Genomic DNA, 21,157 nt, shown 5'->3' with positions numbered 1-21,157 from the left:
AATTAGTTCTCCCTCTCATAGCTCATAATTCATATCTCCTAACTATTTACAGGCTCATCAACTCTTTGAAGCGAATGGCCTGGCGGCGAGAGATTTCGATGCGATCGCCACCTTGTAAGGTCACGAGTAGCCCCCCGCTGAACCACGGCTCTATTTTCTCCACCCATTGCAGATTGATGATGTGTTTGCGGTTGGCCCGGAAGTAGGTAGCCGGGTCAAGGCGATCTTCAAGGCTATTGAGCGATTTGAGAACCAACGGTTTCTGATCATCGAAATGCAGACGGACGTAATTGCCCATGGACTCGAACAGACGGATTTTCCCTAATTTGACGAACCAGCATTTTTCGCCATCCTTCACAAACACCTGGTCGTTCTCTCCCAATTTCTTATCGCTGCGTTCATTATGCTCGATCGATTCGTCGTGGTGAGCGGAGTTTTCCTCTACCCGATTGATGGCATCTTTCAGGCGCTCCTGATCAATGGGTTTTAGAAGGTAGTCCAACGCGTTGAATTCAAATGCCTTGATGGCGTATTCATCGTAGGCAGTCGTAAAGATCACATCGGGTGCTTTGCCTTCGATGGAGGTGAGCAGCTCAAAGCCATTCTTGCCAGGCATCTGAATATCCAGAAACAGCAGTTCTGGCTGTAACTCATCAATCATGCCCAGTGCTTCTTCGGCGTTGGAGGCCTCTCCCACAATCTCTATTTTATGGTAGGGTTCCAGAAGTCGTTTCAATTCGTTGCGGGCAAGGCGTTCGTCGTCGACGATAAGGGTTTTCATGGCAGTTGTTGCAAAGGTTTGGTTGGTAGATTGGATATAAAACGTACTAATTCAAAATAGTAAATTCGGAGAAAAGAATCAGGGTACCCTCAGACGCACACCACGCCTTAGACAACCTCGCTGCGTAGGGGTGTTTCTCCATTGTAGCGCTGCAGACCATCCGACAGGGTAGGTATTCTGATTTCGGCGCAAACCGTGTTTTCCTGTTCCTGAAAAATCTTGAAATAGGCTTCCTTGCCGTACAAAATGGACAAGCGCTCGGCGGTATTCAGCAAACCTACTCCTCCCGAATCGGTGGTACCCAGGCAACCCGTATTGCTAATTCGAATCAGCAAAGCGTTGTCCTCCAGGCTGGCAAGTACAACCAGTTTACCGCCTTTGGGTAGTTTGGAGACGCCGTGTTTGATACCGTTTTCCACCAGAGTTTGCAGCATCATGGGAGGTACCTGCCAGTATAACACCTTCGGGTCGGCCTGGATCTGATAGTCGAGCCGTTCCTCATAACGTACCTTTTCCAGTTCCAGATAATCCTCCACAGTTTTCAGTTCCTCGCGAAGTTCCACCGTTTTGCGGCGGTCGGCCAGCAGCGAATTCCGTAGAATATTAGATAACTGAGTAATGCTTTGCTGGGCTTTCATGGGATTTTCCGACACCAGCGCCCGGATGCTGTTGAGGGCATTGAAGGTGAAATGCGGATTGAGCTGCGAACGTAGTACCTTGGCTTCGGCTTCCCGCATGGAGGTTTTGAGCATAATCTTCTCCAACTCAGTCAGCCGGGTCTGCTCAACGTAGTGGTACACCGTGTAGGCCAGCACCCAAGTTAGCATGTTTTTACACCAACCCGAAATATAGCCCCAAAACACAAAGGGCTGATTGGCCAGGTCATGAGCAATGATTTCCCGGTCGACGGGGATATTGATAAAGGACATAACCGACCCCAGGATGAGCACTGACACGCTGACCCGAAAAGCCAGTCGGGGTAGGGGAAGCATGGACCAGTTCCAGCGGCGGACAATAAGCCGATAGACGTGCGTGAGACCTATGGCCAGAAAAATATTGATTACACTCCACAGAAAAGTATCGGCCTCCAGGCCAAACTGGGCCGAATAAACAACGAACTCGTACATCATCAGGCCCGTCCAGCCCACGATCTGTAGTGTCCAGTATATGCGGGATTTGGACATCAGTATTGTCTCTATTTACTTGATTTATAGAGGTTAGGGAAAGGAAAAAAATATAGAGCCCTTCCTGCACTCTTGAAAATAATACGGCAAGATAGAGAAAGACAGCTGTAGAGCGGGGGGATTTACACCAAAGGGAGCGCTCCTACACGAGCGGTTCTAATTAGTTATGCGGAATATCCAGGGAAAGCAAATGGGTGATATCGTTGGCCGTCTCGAGGATAAAACGGTTTTCTGAATACAGGTACTTCATCCGGTATAGGCACAGGTTGCTGTGCTCGTACTTGTCCATGGCCGTGAGAGGCTCATTAAACAGTAGTGTCATCAGAATACGGATTGCCCGCCCATGCATAGAGATCAGAATTGTGCGTTCGTGGGTGCGGGACAGGATAAGGTCCACGACGGGTTTTTGGCGGGCGCGTACATCGGCGGGGCTTTCACCCTCCTCGCAGGGATTGTCAACCTGACCGCTCTGCCAGGACAGAATCAGGTCGCGGTAGTAGGCGTTGTCCATGCTATTGGGGATACTACCTTCGCGGCAGCCCCAGCTGATTTCGTTCAGCCCCGCGTGGCTCTCGTGCGGGATGCCCAGGTCGATGAATCCCTGCACGGACTGGACCGTGCGCTGTAGGGCTGAGGTGTACACTTTATCGAAAGGTACATGCTGGTAGGTATCAAAAAAAGCTTCGGCCTGAGCCTTGCCCCATTCGTTCAATTCGGAGTTTACACCGCTGCCTTGTACAATACCCTGGCGGTTGTAGTCCGTTTCACCGTGCCGGATCAGGTAGATCGTTTTACTTTTCAATAGAATTTTGTATTATTTCAATAAAAAACTTGTTGAAAATGCGCTAATTGCCGTAATTAGCCCATACAAATTTAGACAAAAATTAGAATGTTTAACAAGTCCTTCACGCTGGAATTTCTCAGGAGTTTCAATCCGAAGACCATTAATACTCAACTCGGTATCGAATTTACCGAGATTGGCGATGACTTTATCACGGCTCGCATGCCGGTCGACCACCGTACCCATCAACCTTTCGGAATCCTGCATGGCGGGGCTTCGGTGGTGCTAGCGGAGTCGCTGGGCAGCGTAGCTTCCCTGTTATGTCTGAAAGATCCTGAAAGACAGCGGGCGGTGGGGCTGGAAATCAGCGCCAACCATATAAGGTCGGTAAAAGAGGGGTGGGTGTACGGCCGGGTGACGCCCCTGCATGTCGGGCGAACCACGCACGTGTGGGACATTCGAATAACGAACGAGTCGGGCAAATTGGTCTGCGTGAGCCGTCTGACGGTTGCAGTTATTGAAGCAGATTAGTGATTTTGGAAACAAATTGCCTACCATTTGGCGTTATATCCATATATCTGACTTCACATTCCGGTAGCGGAATAATCCTATATGCTTGAAATTCATTCAGTACCCGAAATCGGGATTCCTACCTACCAGGCCGAGTCGCTCTGGAGCGCCGCCCTGGCCCTTGGATTCCCTGCGGCGGTATGGCGGCTCCCCAATCGCAACGAAATCAATCTCTTAATATCATTAGGTGGCGACACCCAGCGGAAAAAGACGGATCTGGAAACGCTGCTCGCCAGTTTTGTCGTTCATCCCTTTCGGGAGAGCGAAGATAGCTATGTACTAGAGGGCGATCTGATTTTTACCTACTCCGAAAATTCAGTCCTGAAAAATGTGGTAAACAAGCTGGGGGACGAGCATCCGACGGTCAAAGTTCTTTTTGACCAGGTAACCCGATCGAATCCCGTATCTGAAAGAGACACGCTGGTTCGACCGGCTTCGGACCCACGGCAGGTACAGGAATCCGACGAATCGGAACACTTTAAGGCCCTAGTTGCCGAAGCAGTAGCGGCTATTAAAGCCGGGGAATTTGCCAAAATTGTGCTTTCCCGAACCAAGAAAAAATCATATTCTGCGGATTTTCAACCCTATCAGGCATTTAACCGACTGCAGGGTACCTACCCTTCGGCGTTTGTTTCGCTGGTCAGCCTGCCCGAGCGTAATGAACTGTGGCTTGGTGCTTCGCCTGAAACGCTGGTATCGGTAGATGCCAACGCAATTTTCCGTACCACGTCCCTGGCCGGTACCCAAGCCGCCCTGGACGCGGAGGGGGTACTTATTCCGGCGGGTGAAGTGCGCTGGGGGCAAAAGGAAATTCAGGAACAAGCGCTGGTGAGCCGCTACATTGTGGAGTGTTTTAAGAAAATACGGCTGCGTGAATACTACGAAAGCGGCCCTAAAACAGTAAGGGCAGGCAATCTCTACCATTTGCGTACCGATTTTGAGGTACACACGGCTGCTTTGAATTTTCCCGAACTGGGTACTGTGATGCTGGAACTCCTGCATCCAACTTCTGCTGTGTGTGGTACCCCCAAGGAAGCCGCCCTGCGTTTTATCGAGGCGGCTGAGGGGTACGACCGCTCGCTGTATAGCGGGTACCTTGGGCCGGTAAATGTAGATCAGGAATCGGCGTTATTCGTGAATTTGCGTACGGTGCGGCTGTCCGAAGGGGAGGCTACCCTGTATGCCGGAGCGGGCATCACCGAAGATTCTGATCCGCAGCGCGAATGGGAAGAAACCGAAATGAAATGCCAGACCTTACTGGCTGTCCTGACCTGATTGGGGCAAATAGTGTATCTTTGTCGCGCTGAACAATACTACCGACATGCTTTTTATTGGAAAATACAATACCCTGACCATTGCCCGTAGTACCGACTTCGGGCTTTTTTTGGAAGATGTGCAGGGCGACGAAGTACTGCTTCCCAATCGCTACGTCACCGACGATATGCAGATTGACGATTCCATTACGGTATTTGTCTACAACGACTCCGAAGATCGTCCGGTGGCTACTACCGAAAAGCCCTACATTGTCCGTAATGAATTCGCCTATCTCAAATGTGTGGATGTCAACAGCAAGGGCGCGTTCCTGGATTGGGGGCTGAGCAAAGATCTGTTTGTACCCTTCCGGGAGCAGCCGTTTCCCCTGCGCGAGGGGGAAAGCTACATTGTTTATCTGTACCTCGATCGCACGACCGACCGACTGCTAGCTTCCTGCAAAATCAATAAGTACCTCGACAATGAGCGACTGACCGTTGCGGAAGGTGACGAAGTGGATCTGCTGGTCTGGGAACGTACGGAGCTAGGATACAATGTGATCGTCAATCAATATCACAAAGGATTGGTGTATCACAACGAGATATTCAAGAATATCAACGTAGGCGATCAGCTTAAGGGGTACGTCAAGAAAATTCGGCCGGAGAACAGGCTGGATATTTCGCTGGAAAAGGTAGGTGTGGAGCGCTTCGATCCGCTGAACGAACGGATTCTGGCCGCGCTGCGTGACAATAACGGATTCTTGCCCCTGCATGACGACAGTACCCCTGAGGCAATTTACGAAGGACTGGAAATGAGTAAACGAAACTTCAAAAAGTCGATTGGGAATTTATTGAAGAAAGGCAAAATCCGGTTTGAAGAAAACGGGATTCGGCTGGTGTAAAAAGAACGCTGACAGCGTTTTGAACGCTGTCAGCGTTGCAGGTACCTTACTAATTCTGCCCGTACTTTTCCTTATACTTCTCGTACAGGCGCTTCTGTTTATTATCCAGGTTGACTTTGGCCCCTTTGATAAAGGCATGCTCGACCACATCGCCCCGCATGTCCAGCAGGTCGCCCGTCGTAACCAGGAGCGTGGCTTGTTTTCCTTTTTCCAGGGTACCTACCTGCTTGTCTATCCCCATAATCTCGGCAGGATTCCGGGTTACAAACTGCAAGGCTTCTTCCTTCGAGATATCGCCAAAACCCGCGGCGGTACCCGCCAGAAAGGGTAGGTTGCGTACCCGCCACCATTCGTCGTCATAGCTAATGGCCACTTTAACACCCGCCCGGTGCAATTTGGCGGGCTGCTCGTAGGGCGCATATACCGCGTCATCGGGGCGACTCGGAAGGCGGTGTGTAGCACCCAGTACTACCGGTACGTTGTTGTCTTTGAGAAACGAAGCCACTTTAATGGCCTCGTCTCCACCCGCAATCACCACTTTCTTTATCCCATACCGCTGGGCGAATTTCACTGCGTCCACGATGTCTTTCGCATAGGAAGCCCGGATGTACAGGTTTTGCGTATTGTCAAATAGACCTTTCATGGCCTTCATGCGCAGGTTGGTCAGGTCCGGATTGGTCAGCTCTGCGTAGGCCTGAGCGTCGGCGAAGGTACTTTCCAGCGTACGGATCACATCCAGTCTTTTTTCGTTTTTCTTCGTGCTTACCGAAAAAGTCTCAAAATCAAAGCTTCGGGCGAGATAGGGGGGCCAGGTCAGCCAGATTCCGTCGTCCTTTTTTACTACGGCATCTTCCCAGTTCCAGCCGTCGGTGTTGAATACCGAAGAAGATCCCGACACCGTGCCGCCCTGCGGCACGGACTGGGCCAGTAGGATTCCGCTCGTGCGGAGGGTAGGAATCACCTCCGAGTCGGTACTGTAGGCTACCAGTGAGCGCACATGTGGATTGATGTCGCCGATTTCTTCAAAATCCAGCGTGGCACGAACGGAGGCGATTTCCTGAATACCGACGGTGGTACCCATGGCAATGACGCCGGGAAAAACATGCTTTCCGGTGAGGTCGATCACTTCGGAAGCAGCCCGGTCTACCGTAGTTGAGGCGGGACCAATGCTGGTAATGAGTCCTTTATCGAAAGCAATAACACCATTTTGAATAACCTGCCCGTTACCCACGTGAATGGTAGCTCCTGTGAGGACAATGGGTCTGGATTGCGGCGTCGCCGGAGCCGGGTTCTGAGCCTGCAAACCGAAAGGTAGCAGGGCCAGGAAGGCGAGAACTAAGTGTTTCATGGAATTTTATAAGTTAAATATCTATGAGTAAACTACAGGGGTAGAGTCCGAATGCGTGCGCGGCATAGCTTATGCTCTAAACCTAACTGTCGCAATGCATCAGTCCTGGGGTACGTCCCTCCGGTTTGGCCGTAGGTGCACCCTTGGATTTAGCAGCCAGCGCCTTCTGAATGATGCGGGCCTTCTCTTTGGCGAGAGCGGCCTGTTTTTCCTGATCGGCCTTGTTGTCAAAATAAATGGCACCTTCGATCATGGTAAAGTCGGGGCGGGCATAAATCGACAGAGGATGGTTGTTCCACAGCACCAGATCCGCATCCTTGCCCGCCTTGATGCTACCGATGCGGTTATCCAGGTGCAGCAGTTTGGCGGGGTTCAGCGTTACCATTTTCCAGGCGTCCTGCTCATTCATACCGCCGAATTCCATGGTCTTGGCGGCTTCCTGATTCAGACGGCGGGCCATTTCGGCATCGTCCGAGTTAATAGCTACCACGACGCCTTCACGGGACATGAGGGCGGCGTTGTAAGGAATAGCTTCTTTTACTTCCATCTTGTAGGCCCACCAGTCTGAAAATGTAGAACCACCTACGCCATGCTTGGCCATTTTGTCAGCTACCTTGTAGCCTTCCAGAATATGCGTGAAGGTGTTCACTTTAAAGCCCAGCGAATCGGCCACATTCATCAGCATATTGATCTCCGATTGCACATAGGAGTGGCAAGTGATAAAGCGCTCCTTGTTCAGGATTTCGGCTAGGGCGTCCAGTTCCAAATCCCGGCGCGGGGCGGTGGCGTTGGCTTTGTTGCGCAGGCTGTTGTAGTCCTTCCAGGCTTTGTCGTATTCTTTGGCCCGAATGAAATGATCGAAAAACACCTGCTCCACCCCCATGCGGGTTTGGGGAAAGCGCGATCGCGCCGCATCGCCCCAGTTGGATTGCTTCACATTTTCACCCAAGGCAAATTTGATGTACTTCGCTTCGGGCAACCATAGATTGGCGGGCATCTCGCCCCATTTCAGTTTGATCACCGCGCTTTGACCGCCGATGGAGTTCGCCGAGCCGTGAAGTAGCTGTGAAGTGGTAACGCCGCCCGCCAGCTGCCGGTAGATGTTCACGTCTTCCGAGTTGATCACATCGCTTTGCCGTACCTCCGCCGAACTGGTTTGGCCGCCTTCGTTGATGGCCAGCAGGGCAATGTGCGAATGCTCGTCAATAATCCCGGAAGTCAAATGCTTGCCCGTACCGTCGATCGTCCGGCCTCCTGAAGGTGCTGCGATGTTTTTTCCAATCCGGGCGATTTTTCCATTCTGTACCAGCACGTCCGTATTTTCCATGATTCCCTCACCCTCGTTGGTCCATACGGTGGCGTTTTTGACCAGTATCGTTTCGGCTTTGGGTAGGGTTTCGTTTCCATAAGCCACAAATGGGTAGATCAGCTTGCCCATATCTCCCGGCGTGGGTTGTTTGGGGGTAGGTTTACCCGTTTTGACCGTATCGGAAGTGGCCGTAGCCGTGGCGGGGGTGTCCCGTAGCACCGCCGACCATTCGATGGGCGCTCCATCGGGTAGGGTACCCTGCCCCTGAATGTCCCGACCGTTGATGTAGCCGCTCAGCCGCACCGTGCCGGGGTTTTTCTTATCAGGCTGGTAGGTGATCGTCACCTGTTCGCCATTGACTGTCACTTTGGGACTGATTTTGATCGTATCGCTTGCTGTGAGCTGATAATCGGGTTTAGCTGATTTTCCGGTAACCCGCATTTGCATGGCCGACTTGCCATTCATGGTCAGGTCGTAGTTGCCCCGCAAGTCCGCGGCATTCAGGTCATTCACGATAAATTTCTTGCCCTGAATCCAGTTTTCGTAGATGATGTTATCCTCGGAAAAAAGCTCGTCGGAAGTAATAAGGAAGTTAGCCACTTTACCCTTTTTCAGACTACCCAGCTTATCGTCGACTTTGGCCAGCCGGGCGGGAGTAAGGGTAATGGCTTCCAGCGCCTGTTCTTTGGTAAGTCCAAATTCGATGGCCTTGCGGAGGTTTGTCCAGAAATCGCCTTTGTTTTTCAAACCATCGGCAGTAAAAGCAAAAGTGATCCCGGCTTTGGCCAGCGCGGCTGGGTTGGAAGGAGCCATTTCCCAGCTCTTCAATTCGGCTAAGGTTACGATTTCGGCATCCCAGGGGTCTTCCACATCGGGGGCTGCCGGAAAATTAAGTGGAACAATCAGGGGCGCACCCGTAGCTTTCACTTCATCAATGCGCTGGTACTCGTCGCCTCCGCCTTTTATAATGTATTGGATACCAAACTCATCACCGATTTTGTCAGCCCGTAGCACACCAAGTTTATCCGTAGTTTCGAAGAAAGAGGGAAGGGATTTGATCTGATTAAATGCGGTCAGCGATAGGTTGGTTTCGGTAGCACTCCCTCCCTTGGCAAACCAGTCGGCATCATAATAGGTCTGACGGAGTAAGGCCACACTGCCCATCAGTGAGGCAGGGTAGCTTTGCGACGAACTGCCTTTGTCAAGTGAGTAGTGAGCCGAAACTTTCGACTGCAGCAAAGCCGCATTGGCCGACTCATCCGTGGGCGTCACCAACGCGCCCGTACCACGCACGATGCCATCGTGCGGGTGGACCAGCAAGGTACCCCAGCCATATTTGCGTAAATCGGCCGATTTTTTGGCGTCGGGGGTAAAAAGCTCCGAAGCCAACACTTCAGGCTGGATGGACTGGTTCCAACCGTAGGCTCCTTTTTTGTTGGATTCCAGCTGCTGGCCGGTACGCCGCCCGCCCGAGGCGCGCTTCACTTCGGGCATGCCATAGTCGGAGTCCAGTTCGATGAGGGAAGGGTAGATGTACTTGCCCTTCAGGTCCGTAATGACGGTACCCTTTGGGATTTTAACGTTGGTACCGGCATCCACAATTTTGCCGTTCTCGACCAGAAGAGTGCCTTTGGCAATCGTGTTTTGGGGATCAACCACGATAGTCGCATTGGTAAATGCGTAGCGCCCGGGGCGTTCGTCGTACGCCCCGTTGCGGGGGAACGTTTGCTGAGCCATGCCCGCCGTAGATAAGGCAAACATTCCCAGCAACGTCCAGACCAATTTTCTCATGTATTGTACAGGTTTGGTTATAGAAAATGATTAGTAGGTTAATAATTGCTTTAAAAATACGAACAAAATATCCGGTTTTGCAAAATAGGATTTGGAGCAGCGGATTGACGTAGTTTTTAGAAATAGTACAAAATGGCACTTTGAGAGTAGTAAGTAGGAGTTAGTAAGGAAACCCCGGATCACTCAAGCGCTCAGCTCTGAGCGATAGGTACCCCTTCCTCGCAAGCTGGTAAAATTTACGAAGTACCGATAACCCCTTACCCTCGGCATGAAGCCCATTGTACAAATTTCCCTCGACCTAACGAATATCGATGAAGCGCTGGAAACGGCTGCCCTAGCGCTACGTGCCGGGGTGGACTGGCTGGAAGCAGGTACCCCCTGATCCTGGCCGAAGGTCTGCACGGCGTGCGCAAACTGCGCGAAGCTTTTCCAAAGGTACCCATCGTAGCCGACCTGAAAACCATGGACGGCGGCTACCTCGAAGCCGAAATGATGGCCAAAGCCGGAGCGACCCACGTGGTGGTCATGGCGCGTGCCCACGCTGAAACAATCAAGGTAGTCGTGCAGGCAGGTCGTGATTATGGGGTAAAAGTCATGGGCGACAATCTGGGCTGTCCCGATATGGTGGAGGGCGCCCGCTGGCTCGAAGACCTGGGCTGCGATTTTGTGATTCACCACATTGGCTACGACGAACGCCGGGGCATTGCCGCTCAAGGGCACCGGATGCCCAGTCCGCTGGATCAGTTGCGGGAAGTAGTCAATGCCGTAAAGGTACCCGTACAGGCCGTAGGAGGGCTTTCGCTCGAACAGGCTATTCGCTGTCCTGAGTACGGCGCCCCGCTGGTAGTATTGGGTGCGCCGCTGACCATTGATGCCGATTCGTTCCAGACCGCCAGTGGAGATCTGGAAAGTTCTCTCCGGCTGATCTGCGGCCGCATTCATGCCTATGGAAATGTGGGGAATTGAAAATGGAAAGTTGAAAATGCTGTTCGAGCGATTTCGATGGTAAATAGGTAGCCTTGTTCCAATTGCCTCAGGCTTCAGCCCGAGGGAGAATAAAGTGAAGAGATTGATTTTAAGTATTTAAAAAGAAAAGTGAAGTATCCCCTTATGAAATCAGCCGCTGTTGTCAATTATGCGCCCGAAAAAGGGAGCGTCGAAATCCGGGAAATTTCCAGACCTACCATCGGAGAAGACGAAGTACTGCTGGAAGTGGCCAATGTCGGCGTCTGCGGCAGCGACCTCCACCAATGGACCGCCGACCACAGCTGGGCGGTCAACTACCCCGTGGTTCTGGGGCACGAATTCGGTGGGCACATTGCGGAGTTGGGTAGTCGGGTGCAAACCTGGCGCGAAGGCGACCGGGTAGTAAGCGAAACCGCCGCCGTTATTGATCCGGCCAGTCCGCTATCCCGGCAGGGGCTTTATAATCTGGACCCCACCCGCAAGGGCTTTGGCTACGGCGTCAACGGAGCCATGACGCGCTACGTGAAGGTACCCGCGCGCTGCCTGCACCGCGTGCCCGACGCTCTGCCCTTTGAGCAGGCTTGCCTTACCGAGCCCTGCTCGGTAGCCTACAACGCTGTGGTGGGCAATTCGAAGGTGCGGCCCGGCGACCGAGTGATGGTACTCGGGCCGGGTACCATCGGAATTCTGTGCGCCGCCATGGCGCGCCTGTGCGGAGCCGAGGTAGCCATTGTGGGCCTGGAAGCCGACCGGGGTCGGCTGGAAATAGCCCGGCAGTACGGCTGCGAACCCCTGATCGGCGATGCCAGCGAGTGGGCTTTCCGGGCCGATGGCCTGGGGGCCGATTGCGTCATCGACGCCGCTGGGGTGAGTGCTACCCTGCAGGTAGCCCTGAAACTCGTGCGGCCTAACGGCCACATCACCAAGGTAGGTTGGGGGCCGCAACCGATGAACTTTTCACTGGACACGCTGGTGCAGAAAAACGTGACCCTACAGGGAAGTTTCAGCCACAACTGGCCCATTTGGGAGAAAGTACTCTCCCTGCTGACCAGCGGACAACTGGATGTACGTCCGATTATCGGCGGCGTGTGGCCGGTGATGGAATGGCATGCGGCTTTCGAGGCCATGCATTCGGGCCAGGTAGTCAAGAGTATTCTCAAGCCTGTATAAAATCATGCGACTGGCCGGAAAAGTGATTTTGGTGACGGGTGGTTGTACGGGCATTGGCCGGGCCATCGCAAAACGTTGTGCCGAGGAAGGGGCGAAACTGGTGGTCAATGGCCTGGAAGAAGAGGTAGGAAAGGAATTGGTGCGGGAACTAGGTAGTGAAAAAGCTACCCTGCTCAGCGCCGACATTACCCGCCCCGAGGTACCTGACCAACTGGTTCAGCGCGCCTTAGGTACCTTCGGGCGGCTTGATGCGGTGGTTAACAACGCGGCCTACATTGATTTTTCCAATATAAAAACTACTAACGCCGCGCTTATGCACCAGATGTTCGCTGTGAATGCCATTGCGCCAGTAGCCATTATTCAGGCCGCTTTGCCCTACCTCAGCGAGGCTCGGGGATGCGTGCTTAATATTGGTTCGGTCAACGCCTGGTGCGGTGACCCGAATCTGCTGGCGTATAGTATGTCTAAAGGCGCTTTGATGACCATGACGCGCAACTTGGGCGATGTACTCTTTCGGGAGTACGGCGTTCGGGTCAATCAGGTCAATCCGGGTTGGGTCCTGACGGGCAAGGAAAAAGAAATCAAACGTAAGCAAGGCGCGCCGGAGGACTGGTTCACGAAGGTACCCCCGGTATTTGCCCCGGCGGGACGGCTGCTGGCTCCTGAAGAAATCGCGGCGGCGGCGGTGTACTGGCTGTCGGACGAAAGCGGTCCCGTGAGCGGGCAGGTCGTGGATCTGGCCCAGTATCCTTTTATCGGCCGGAATTTACCCGAAAAACTCCCATCCCCAATTTAGAACAACGCTATGCCTCAACTCGCGGCTTTTCCCAAGGCTTTCATGCAGGAACTCTGCAAAACGGGTACCATGCAGGTATCCGAATGGATCGAACTCGCCAGTAAGCTAGACATCGATGGCCTGGAATGGTACGCGGGATTTCTGGAAATGGCCGACGAAGCCAACTGGTCCCTTTTCCGGCACGATGTGGAGGCGCGCCGCCTGGTGATTCCCATGCTCTGCTGTTCGCCCGATTTTACGCATCCCGATGCCGATTTTCGCCAGCGTGAAATTGAAAAACAGCTGCGTTGGATTGATATGACTCATGCTCTGGGGGGTACCTACTGCCGGGTACTGTCCGGGCAACGCCGTCCCGAACTTTCGCTGGATGAGGGTGTGGAACTGGCGGCGCAATGCATCGAAGCCTGCCTGCCCTACGCCCAGGAGCGCGGGATTACGCTGATTCTGGAAAATCATTATAAAGATGACTTTTGGGAATACCCCGAATTTGCCCAGAAAATGGACGTGTTCTGTCAGCTTGTTGAGCGCATCGATCATCCCAATTTTGGGGTGAATTACGACCCCAGCAATACGTTTCTGGCGGGCGAAGATCCGTTGGAGCTGCTCTACCGGGTTTCGCACCGTGTGGTGACCATGCACGCCAGCGATCGGTACCTTATCGAGGGTACCATTGAAGATTTGCGCAACGAAGAAGGTGGGGCGGTCGGCTATGCCAAACGCCTCCGCCACGGCGAAATTGGGAAAGGCCTTAACGACTATGATGCCATTTTTACTGAATTGAAGCGGGTAGGTTTCAACGGCTGGATCAGCATCGAAGATGGCGTCGAGGGTATGGAACAACTTGAAAGAAGCGTGTCTTTCCTGCGAAAAAAAATGGCCGAGTACTGGCCGGAAGGGTAGGGTACCTTTCCAAATAATCAAAAAGGTACCCCAGCAACGAAGCCAGGGTACCTTTTTATTTGTTATGAACTCTGACTCCGCTTACCACAGGCTAAAGCCTGAAGCAATTGATTGATAAGTCTATTCACTCGTTCACCATTAATTTGGATACTCATGCGGCAACTCCACATTCACTCGCTCCTGCCAGGGCAGGCCATGCTCATTGAGTTTTTCCATGAATGGGTCAGGGTTCAACTGCTCGCAATTCCAGACGCCGGGTTTCATCCAATCTTCATTCGTGAGCATCAGCATGGCCCCGATCATGGCGGGTACCCCTGTGGTGTAGCTGACGGCCTGCCCGCGTACCTCCCGATAGGTTTCGGCATGGTCGCAGTTGTTCCACACGTAGTAGGTTTTTTCCTCGCCGTTCTGGATGCCCTTGATTTGGCAGCCGATGGACGTTTGGCCCGAATAATTCTCGCCCAGCGTGTCCGGCGCGGGTAGTAAGGCTTTCAGAAATTCCAGCGGCACGATTTCCACGCCCTTAAAATTGATGGGTTTGATACTCGTCATGCCCACATTTTCCAGCACGTTGAGGTGCGTGATGTAGGCTTGTCCGAAAGTCATCCAGAAGCGGGCGCGCTTCAAGGTCGGGAAGTGCTTCACCAGTGATTCCAGTTCCTCGTGGTACAGCACGTAGCTTTCTTTGGGGCCAATGCCGGGGTAGTCGATGGGTTTGTGGATACTCATGGCCGGAATCTCAACCCATTCGCCATTTTCCCAGTAGCGGCCCGGCTGGGTGATTTCGCGGATGTTGATTTCGGGATTGAAGTTGGTGGCAAAGGCCTTACCGTGGTCGCCGGCGTTGCAGTCGATAATATCGAGGTAGTGCATCTCATCGAAATGATGCTTATTAGCGTAGGCCGTGAATACCTGCGTCACGCCGGGATCGAAACCGCAGCCCAGCAGCGCCATCAGTCCGGCTTGCTTGAAGCGCTCCTGGTAGGCCCATTGCCAGCTATACTCAAACTTGGCCACATCTTTAGGCTCATAATTGGCGGTGTCGAGGTAGTGGATTCCCGTGGCCAGGCACGCTTCCATCAGCGTAAGGTCCTGGTAGGGTAAGGCTACGTTGATGAGCATTTTGGGCTGGAATTGCTTGATCAGGATGACCGTTTCGGCCACGATGTCAGCATCGACCTGAGCGGTTTTTATTTCTACGCCGTGCATTTCCTTGATTTCAGCGGCAATTTTATCGCATTTGGACTTGGTGCGGCTGGCCAGCATGATTTCGCTGAATACCTGGCTGTTCATGGCGCACTTGTGAGCTACCACGCTGCCGACGCCTCCCGCGCCGATGATGAGTACTTTGGACATTTTTTTTAGTTGACAGTTGACAATGGACACAAGGCCGCTTGGCGGTTGACAGTGGAGATTTCCGCGATGAGCCTGGAATTTATAGTCATCTTTGGTGCATAAAACCTTCAACTGCGATTTGGCAAAGATAGTTGGCCTGATGTTTTTTTAAATAGTAAAACCAAAAGAACCGCTCACAGATGGACGTCATTTTATTAGTATTGGGAATAATTTGTCTGCTGGTCGGCCTAGCGGGTTCGGTACTTCCGTTGCCCGGACCGGGGCTGAGTTTTGGCGGGCTGCTGCTGATTTATTTCAGCCGCTTTGCCGATTTCAGCACCACGGCACTCATCACATTCGGGATACTGGCGGTCGTCATTGGGGTGCTGGACTACTATATTCCGATTTGGGGTGTGAAGCGCTTTGGCGGCACTCGGTACGGTAGTATCGGGGCCATCGTGGGCGGGCTGGGTGGTTTGTTTTTCATCCCAGCCATCGGCATTTTCCTGGGTACCTTTCTGGGCGCGCTGGTAGGCGAACTAATCGGAAAGGCTTCTTTAAAAAACGCGCTCCGTGCTGCTTTTGGCTCGTTTCTGGGTTTTCTTTCCGGGGTATTTGTGCAAATTCTGCTCTGTATCGCGATGATTATCTACGCGGGTTATGGCCTTTACGACCAGATGTGATCCCAAATGACATCATACACATCCACGGCTTCCAAGGAAGATTTTTCTACTTTCTGATCGGTAACACAAATCGGATAATATTCTTCAGGTACCTGGCTACTCCCGTGTGAGCCTTTGACCAGCGTGGCATCCAGCGGAATGACATCCATCAGGTACCTCAGTCCCACTAATTTACGGCCCAGTTTATAACCCGCCCGCAGTTTGATGAGCGGATTTTTAGGGTCCATGAACATCTCCACCGGATCGTAGCCCGGCTTGCGGTGAATGTCCACCAGTTTGGCATAATCGGGCGCTTTGGCGTCATCGAGCCAGTAGTAATAGGTAAACCAGCTGTCGGGTTCGGCTACGGCCACCAGATCGCCCGACCGTTCGTGGTCAAGGTGGTATTCTTTCTTTCCGGCTTCGTCCAGCACCAGGGCGATGCCGGGGGTACCTTCCAGCCGTTTTTTTATTTCGGCAAACTTCGTTTTATCGTTCACATACACGTGCGCAATCTGGTGATCGGCGGTAGCGAAAGCTTTTGACGCGCCAGCGTCCAGCAACTCGTACCAGCGCTCGGTACGTACCGTAATCAGCCCTTCTTCCCGCAGAATACGGTTGATGTGGACGGGTCGTGATACGGGATTGATGCCGTATTCTGAAAGCAGCATTATTTTGGCTCCCCTGTCTTCGTAAAATCGCACGAGGGTTTCCACCAGTTTGTCGATTTCTCCCAACTCTACTGAAATCTTGGAAAAATCAGGCCCGAATTTTTGCAGGCAATAGTCCAGATGCGGTAGGTAAATGAGCGTCAGCGTGGGATCATGCCAGTCGTCTACCCGCATGGAAGCATCGGCAATCCATTGGGAAGATTTCAGATTTGCGTTGGGCCCCCAGAAATTAAACAGCGGAAACTGTCCCAGTTCGTTTTGCAGTCGGTCGCGCAGTTCGGGCGGGTGGGTGTAACAATCGGGGGCTTTTACGCCATCGGCGTGGTACTGCGGGCGTGGCGTGGCCGAGTAGTCGGCGGAGGAGTACATGTTGTACCACCAGAACATCTTGGAGCAGGTAAAGGCGGGATTGCGCTTTTTGGCAGCATCCCAGATTTTTTCGCCCTGCACCAGATGATTCGACTGCTTCCAGAATTTCACTTCGGCATCTTCGCGGTCGTACCAGCCATTGCCCACGATACCGTTTTCGGCGGGCCACTTACCCGTGACATAGCACGACTGCGACGTAGTGGTCACGGCGGGTAACACGGGCTTGACGGGGGTTAGGGTACGGCCTTCGAGGTACCTTTTCAGAAAAGGCGTGTGCTCGCCGATGAGGTTGGCGCTCAGGCCCACGATGTCGATGACGACGGTTTTATGCATTGTATTGATTGTTTGCGTAGAGGCAAGGCATGCCTTTTCTCTACCATTATCTGTCCATTTGTTTTTTCAAATCGGCAATTACCGTTCGGGTGTCGTCAATTCTGGATTTGAGTCCTTGTTTGAAATACCAGGCTCTAAATTCGGGATTGTCGCGGTGAATTTCCAATTCCTGCTCTAATTCATGCAGGTAGTCTTCGCATTGGGCGAGGTACCTTCCGGTAGTTTCAGGATTATGAAAACCACCCCCATCGACGCTGATATACACCGGACTGGTATGCGCGGCTTGGGTGGAATCACCAAAACAACGGGCGGCAATCCATAAGCCCAGCTGCACGTTGTCGAGCGTGAAATTAAAAGATAAGTGATCGGCCGATTGTCCCGGCTCGTTGGGCGTGACGCGGTGCAGCACCTGGCCGTGGGCAACGAGTTCAAGTGCCGAGAGGGGTACCTGCCCGGCGTGTCCGTAAGCATGAGCAGTCACGATGAGGGCATCACCCTTTTTTAGGTCAAGCCGATCGCCGGGCATGGCCTGATTAACCCGTAAGTCCACTATCGGGCCGCTCGACACAAAGGTATGCCCCGCCGCCACGCTTTTTTGCCAGGCTGCTTCACTAAACGGCTCGTCGAGGTAGGTATAAAACCGGGCGTTGCCGATCCGGGCCGAGCGTTCGGGTGGGCCACGGTCGTGGTCATGGCCGCACCAGGGAAAATCCGAACCGGCCGTGGCGGTCAGCGGAAAGCCCAGGTCAAGCATCCGGTAGTAATGCTCCGTGCGCAGCGGTTGGGCCGACACGCAGTACTGTAGAATTTCCAGCACATCTACTTTGCCCCGCAGTCCGTCGAGGGTTAGCCCCCGGTACCCATGAAACGACTCGGCCTGATGCGCGTAGCCCGTTAGCCCGCCCCGTCGATGGATTTCGTCAAATACCTTATCGTAAAAGTAGTATTCCTGGCTATACCGCACGGCGGCTGTTGCGCCGAAACCCAGCGCGTGGCCCAGTTCAGGTGTGCGCGGATCTTCCTGTCCAGAGGTCAACAAGTACTTGTCCTGCTGGTAGGTACCTTTGTCCCCGAATGCATACTGCGGGTAGTAGGTTGCCCAAAAATCTCCCATTTTCAAAACCACCCCCACGTTGAGATCCTCGGCCTGAATCCAGTTGAGCAGGAACTCATTTTCCCGCAAAGAGCGCCGGATGTGAATATGATCGTCGGCCGAATACCAATATCGCGCTGCCATGTTGATCCAGCGTTTCAGGCGGTAGGTCGGCTGCTGCGATTTCCCTGCCTGAATGGTGAGGTTATGCGTCTGGCGTAGATATTCGGGGCCTTTCGATAAGGTCAATTGATAAGTACCTGCGGGCAAATCCAGGCTGAATGTTCCGGCGATGTAAAATGAACTATCCGGCTGAAAACCGTAGCCATCGGCGTGATCCCAGAGACCGTAGGAAACGGCAATAGCTTCGTTCGGGAGGAAGGGGACGGGCTTGCTGTCCTGCGTGAGCCGGACGCGGAGGGGCGTTGGCTTACCAGTTGTGTCATCCACTACCCTGATCCGAAGGTGCCCCGCTGACTGGCCAAGGCAGGTACCCCGCAGCCCCAAAGCCAGAAAAAAGGTCAGACAGGCTAGTCGCATTTCCCTAGAGATTAATCCAATTTCCCCAACACCCACTGTAATTCACGGACGATGGATTGGCCGATCGGCTTTTGAATTTCTGGTGGCAGCACGCCCCAGGTGTAGGTTTCCACTTCCAGATGATTTGTGAAGGGATTCTCTTTTTGAATATCCAGCGTTTTTATGATCTCATCTTGCGTAGAATCCAGCTTGCCGTACGAATTAATGAAAAGAGGTACATGAAAGTGAATGCGCCACTCGTCCGCCTTGGCGGCATTTTCATCCGCCAGCGCTTCGGGTAGGTCAGGGTACTTTTCCAGGGTACCTTCCGACTGCCGCGCTACTACCTGATGCAAGTAGACGGGTTCATTGAACGAGCGGAGAGTTTCCAATTTTTCATCAGCATTCTGCTGCAAATCAACCTTTACCGCCGAGCTGATCTGGATTTTACCTACCTTGATACCCAGGGTACCCAGGCGTTCCAGTACGTCCTGTGGCTCCTCATAGGCTACCGCCACGTGACAGACATCGAAGCAAAGCTGGATGTGTTCGAGGATGGCGGCGCGGGCCAACACTTCCGAAAAACCGTATTTTTCCTGTAAATAGGCGGTTCCGATGGGCAGCAGGTAGTCACGGTACCATTCCACAAATTCAACGGAATTTTCCAGCAATCCATCGGGCTCCGGCTCGATGTCGAGGTGCATCAGAATGTCCGTTTCCCGTTTTATTTCGATCAGCAAATCGACAATCTGTACCATGTTGTGCGTTGCCGTTTCGAAAGCGCGTTCGGTGGCGGCTTCGTCTTTCCACCAGAATCGGTAAGAAAGGGGCGAAGTAGACACGCCGCCCTCCATGCCCTCGGGCAGTAGCTGGGCCAGAATGGAAAAGAGCCGCTTGGTGTACTCAGTGCGCTCGGTGGTAGTCCAGTCAGGCGCATGTACCTGATCCTTGACAACGGTATTATGAAAGCCTCCGTACGGAAAACCGTTCATGGTGAACACGTACAAATCGTTTTCGGCCAGCCAATCCTTGAATTCCTGGAGGCGGACGGGATCGCTGAGTTCCAGGGAGGCATCGTTGGCCAGGCGCAGGCCGAGGGCAAAAGGTTGCCCGTCGGCCAGTTCCTTACGGATATAGGGTAGGTTTTTCTTTAATTCCTGAAAGTGCTCATTCCATTTTTCACCGGGGTGAATATTGCTGCAATAAGTCAGGTGACCGTGGGGCGTATTCATAGCAGGCTATCGGCGGTTGGCCATCGGAGTTTTCTAGTGTTGTAAATAAATATTTTCAAGATAATCCACCGATCCGGCAATGAGGGCATTGTCCATTTCGTGCACTTCCACGCCTTGGCCAATTTCTTCCAGCAGCATGATAGTCAGCCGACCGCCGAGGTGTTCGCGGAACTCATTCAGGCCATTGCGGAGGTTGATGTTATCATTATCAGCGAGTTTGGGATGATAGAGCTCAAAACCCAGTTTCTGAAAAACGGTCAGAATCCGGTTCAATTCTTCTTCCGTCAACAACTCCTTTTTGAAAGAATAAATGCTGTCGAGGGCGATGCCGATGGCTACCGCTTCGCCGTGGCGAATCTGAAAATCAGTGAGGTACTCTAGTTTGTGAGCCGCCCAGTGGCCAAAGTCCAGCGGACGGGATGAGCCAAATTCGAAAGGATCGCCACTGCGGATGTGCTCGGTGTGCATTTCGGCGCAGCGGTGAATCAACTTCTCCATCGTAGGCAGGTGGCGCTGAGCCAAAGCTTCGGTATTTTTTTCGATCCAATTAAAGAAAGCAGCATCTTTGATCAGAGCGACTTTGATCGCTTCCGAAATGCCGCCGCGCCAGTCGCGATCATCGAGGGTTTTAAGGAAAGTACTATCATTGAATACGGCGATGGGCGGCGCGAAGGTACCCAGGAAGTTCTTTTTGCCCCGATAATTGATCCCATTCTTGACCCCGACGCCCGAATCGTTTTGTGAAAGTACCGTAGTGGGAATGCGCACGTGCCGGATGCCCCGGTGCGATACCGCCGCGGCGTAGCCTACCAAATCGAGCACTGCCCCGCCGCCGATGCCTACCACCAGCGAATGTCGGTCAATGCCCTGATCGTCGATGGCCTGCACGATATTATCGAACAGGACATAATCGTTTTTAGCGTCCTCGCCTCCGGGTACCACCAGGATATTATTGGCCAGCTGGACAGTCGGGATTTCTCCTTCGAAGTAGCTTCTAATGTCCTCGGTAAGGGTGGGGTAGTGCAGTAGCAATCCACCATCGATCACCACCAGGGCTTTTCGCTGGAAACCCGTTTCTCCGAACCCTTCTATGAAATCGGCTAATACGCGGTTTTTACTGGAAAAAAGATGCTGGGTGAAAAAAATGGAATACGAATACTCTATCTGAAACTGTTGTTCAATGGTTTGCATAGAA

17 protein-coding genes and 1 pseudogene are annotated in these 21,157 nt (G+C 52.8%); 8 read left to right on the top strand and 10 right to left on the bottom strand.

Features of this window, described 5'->3' with window-relative positions:
• Nucleotides 1–46: 46 nt before the first annotated feature.
• The 3 genes from GBK04_RS03015 to GBK04_RS03005 form a co-directional block, all read right to left on the bottom strand.
• Nucleotides 47–781 carry a LytR/AlgR family response regulator transcription factor gene (locus GBK04_RS03015; protein WP_152756729.1) on the bottom strand — a complete coding sequence of 245 codons (735 nt, stop codon included), beginning with the start codon at nt 779–781 and terminating at the stop codon, nt 47–49.
• Between the two features lie 107 nt (nt 782–888).
• A complete protein-coding gene (locus tag GBK04_RS03010) occupies nt 889–1,965 on the bottom strand; it encodes a sensor histidine kinase (RefSeq protein WP_152756727.1) in 1,077 nt (358 codons plus the stop codon).
• Nucleotides 1,966–2,125: 160 nt separating this feature from the next.
• Nucleotides 2,126–2,767, bottom strand: coding sequence for a histidine phosphatase family protein (locus GBK04_RS03005; protein ID WP_152756725.1), 642 nt, complete (start codon nt 2,765–2,767; stop codon nt 2,126–2,128).
• An 87-nt stretch (nt 2,768–2,854) separates the two neighbouring features.
• Here GBK04_RS03005 and GBK04_RS03000 point away from each other — a divergent pair, with 87 nt between their 5' ends.
• From GBK04_RS03000 to GBK04_RS02990, 3 genes are all read left to right on the top strand, one after another.
• Nucleotides 2,855–3,277, top strand: coding sequence for a hotdog fold thioesterase (locus tag GBK04_RS03000; protein WP_152756723.1), 423 nt, complete (start codon nt 2,855–2,857; stop codon nt 3,275–3,277).
• Between the two features lie 81 nt (nt 3,278–3,358).
• Nucleotides 3,359–4,591 carry a chorismate-binding protein gene (locus tag GBK04_RS02995; RefSeq protein WP_152756721.1) on the top strand — a complete coding sequence of 411 codons (1,233 nt, stop codon included), beginning with the start codon at nt 3,359–3,361 and terminating at the stop codon, nt 4,589–4,591.
• A 46-nt stretch (nt 4,592–4,637) separates the two neighbouring features.
• On the top strand, nt 4,638–5,468 hold the full coding sequence (locus GBK04_RS02990; protein ID WP_152756719.1) for a CvfB family protein: 831 nt from the start codon (nt 4,638–4,640) through the stop codon (nt 5,466–5,468).
• A 49-nt stretch (nt 5,469–5,517) separates the two neighbouring features.
• On the opposite strand, the gene GBK04_RS02985 is transcribed toward GBK04_RS02990, so the two are convergent.
• Nucleotides 5,518–6,816, bottom strand: coding sequence for an amidohydrolase family protein (locus GBK04_RS02985; protein ID WP_152756717.1), 1,299 nt, complete (start codon nt 6,814–6,816; stop codon nt 5,518–5,520).
• Nucleotides 6,817–6,898: 82 nt separating this feature from the next.
• Complete coding sequence (locus tag GBK04_RS02980; protein ID WP_152756715.1) at nt 6,899–9,916, bottom strand: amidohydrolase family protein; 3,018 nt, start codon at nt 9,914–9,916, stop codon at nt 6,899–6,901.
• Nucleotides 9,917–10,184: 268 nt separating this feature from the next.
• On the opposite strand from GBK04_RS02980, the pseudogene GBK04_RS02975 reads away from it, so the two are divergent.
• The 4 genes and pseudogenes from GBK04_RS02975 to GBK04_RS02960 all read left to right on the top strand — a co-directional run bounded on the left by GBK04_RS02975 (nt 10,185) and on the right by GBK04_RS02960 (nt 13,748).
• Nucleotides 10,185–10,882 (top strand): annotated as a pseudogene (locus GBK04_RS02975) (orotidine 5'-phosphate decarboxylase / HUMPS family protein).
• Between the two features lie 144 nt (nt 10,883–11,026).
• Entirely contained in the window at nt 11,027–12,052 is a 1,026-nt protein-coding gene (locus tag GBK04_RS02970; RefSeq protein WP_152756713.1) for a zinc-binding dehydrogenase, read from the top strand.
• A gap of 4 nt (nt 12,053–12,056) precedes the next feature.
• Nucleotides 12,057–12,848 (top strand): SDR family NAD(P)-dependent oxidoreductase, encoded by a 792-nt coding sequence (locus tag GBK04_RS02965; protein ID WP_152756711.1) that lies wholly within the window; start codon nt 12,057–12,059, stop codon nt 12,846–12,848.
• A 9-nt stretch (nt 12,849–12,857) separates the two neighbouring features.
• Nucleotides 12,858–13,748 (top strand): sugar phosphate isomerase/epimerase family protein, encoded by an 891-nt coding sequence (locus GBK04_RS02960; protein ID WP_152756709.1) that lies wholly within the window; start codon nt 12,858–12,860, stop codon nt 13,746–13,748.
• A gap of 138 nt (nt 13,749–13,886) precedes the next feature.
• On the opposite strand, the gene GBK04_RS02955 is transcribed toward GBK04_RS02960, so the two are convergent.
• Nucleotides 13,887–15,104: a saccharopine dehydrogenase family protein gene (locus GBK04_RS02955; RefSeq protein ID WP_152756707.1), complete on the bottom strand. Its 1,218-nt coding sequence runs from the start codon at nt 15,102–15,104 to the stop codon at nt 13,887–13,889.
• A 179-nt stretch (nt 15,105–15,283) separates the two neighbouring features.
• Between GBK04_RS02955 and GBK04_RS02950 the strand changes: the two genes are divergently transcribed.
• The gene (locus GBK04_RS02950) at nt 15,284–15,766 is read left to right on the top strand and encodes a DUF456 domain-containing protein (RefSeq protein ID WP_152756705.1); all 483 of its coding nucleotides are present in this window, start codon (nt 15,284–15,286) and stop codon (nt 15,764–15,766) included.
• Here GBK04_RS02950 and GBK04_RS02945 read toward each other — a convergent pair.
• The 4 genes from GBK04_RS02945 to GBK04_RS02930 are packed head-to-tail and all read right to left on the bottom strand — an operon-like array spanning nt 15,751 to nt 21,153.
• Entirely contained in the window at nt 15,751–17,118 is a 1,368-nt protein-coding gene (locus GBK04_RS02945) for an alkaline phosphatase family protein (protein ID WP_152756704.1), read from the bottom strand. The genes GBK04_RS02950 and GBK04_RS02945 overlap by 16 nt on opposite strands.
• A 46-nt stretch (nt 17,119–17,164) precedes the next feature.
• A complete protein-coding gene (locus tag GBK04_RS02940; RefSeq protein ID WP_152756702.1) occupies nt 17,165–18,751 on the bottom strand; it encodes a CehA/McbA family metallohydrolase in 1,587 nt (528 codons plus the stop codon).
• Nucleotides 18,752–18,762: 11 nt separating this feature from the next.
• A complete protein-coding gene (gene eboE, locus GBK04_RS02935; RefSeq protein WP_152756701.1) occupies nt 18,763–19,962 on the bottom strand; it encodes a metabolite traffic protein EboE in 1,200 nt (399 codons plus the stop codon).
• A 33-nt stretch (nt 19,963–19,995) separates the two neighbouring features.
• On the bottom strand, nt 19,996–21,153 hold the full coding sequence (locus GBK04_RS02930) for a 3-dehydroquinate synthase (protein ID WP_152756699.1): 1,158 nt from the start codon (nt 21,151–21,153) through the stop codon (nt 19,996–19,998).
• Nucleotides 21,154–21,157 lie beyond the last annotated feature (4 nt).

The sequence above is a fragment of the Salmonirosea aquatica genome (assembly GCF_009296315.1).
Classification (GTDB): domain Bacteria; phylum Bacteroidota; class Bacteroidia; order Cytophagales; family Spirosomataceae; genus Salmonirosea; species Salmonirosea aquatica.
This window is presented reverse-complemented; position numbering and strand designations above follow the sequence as displayed.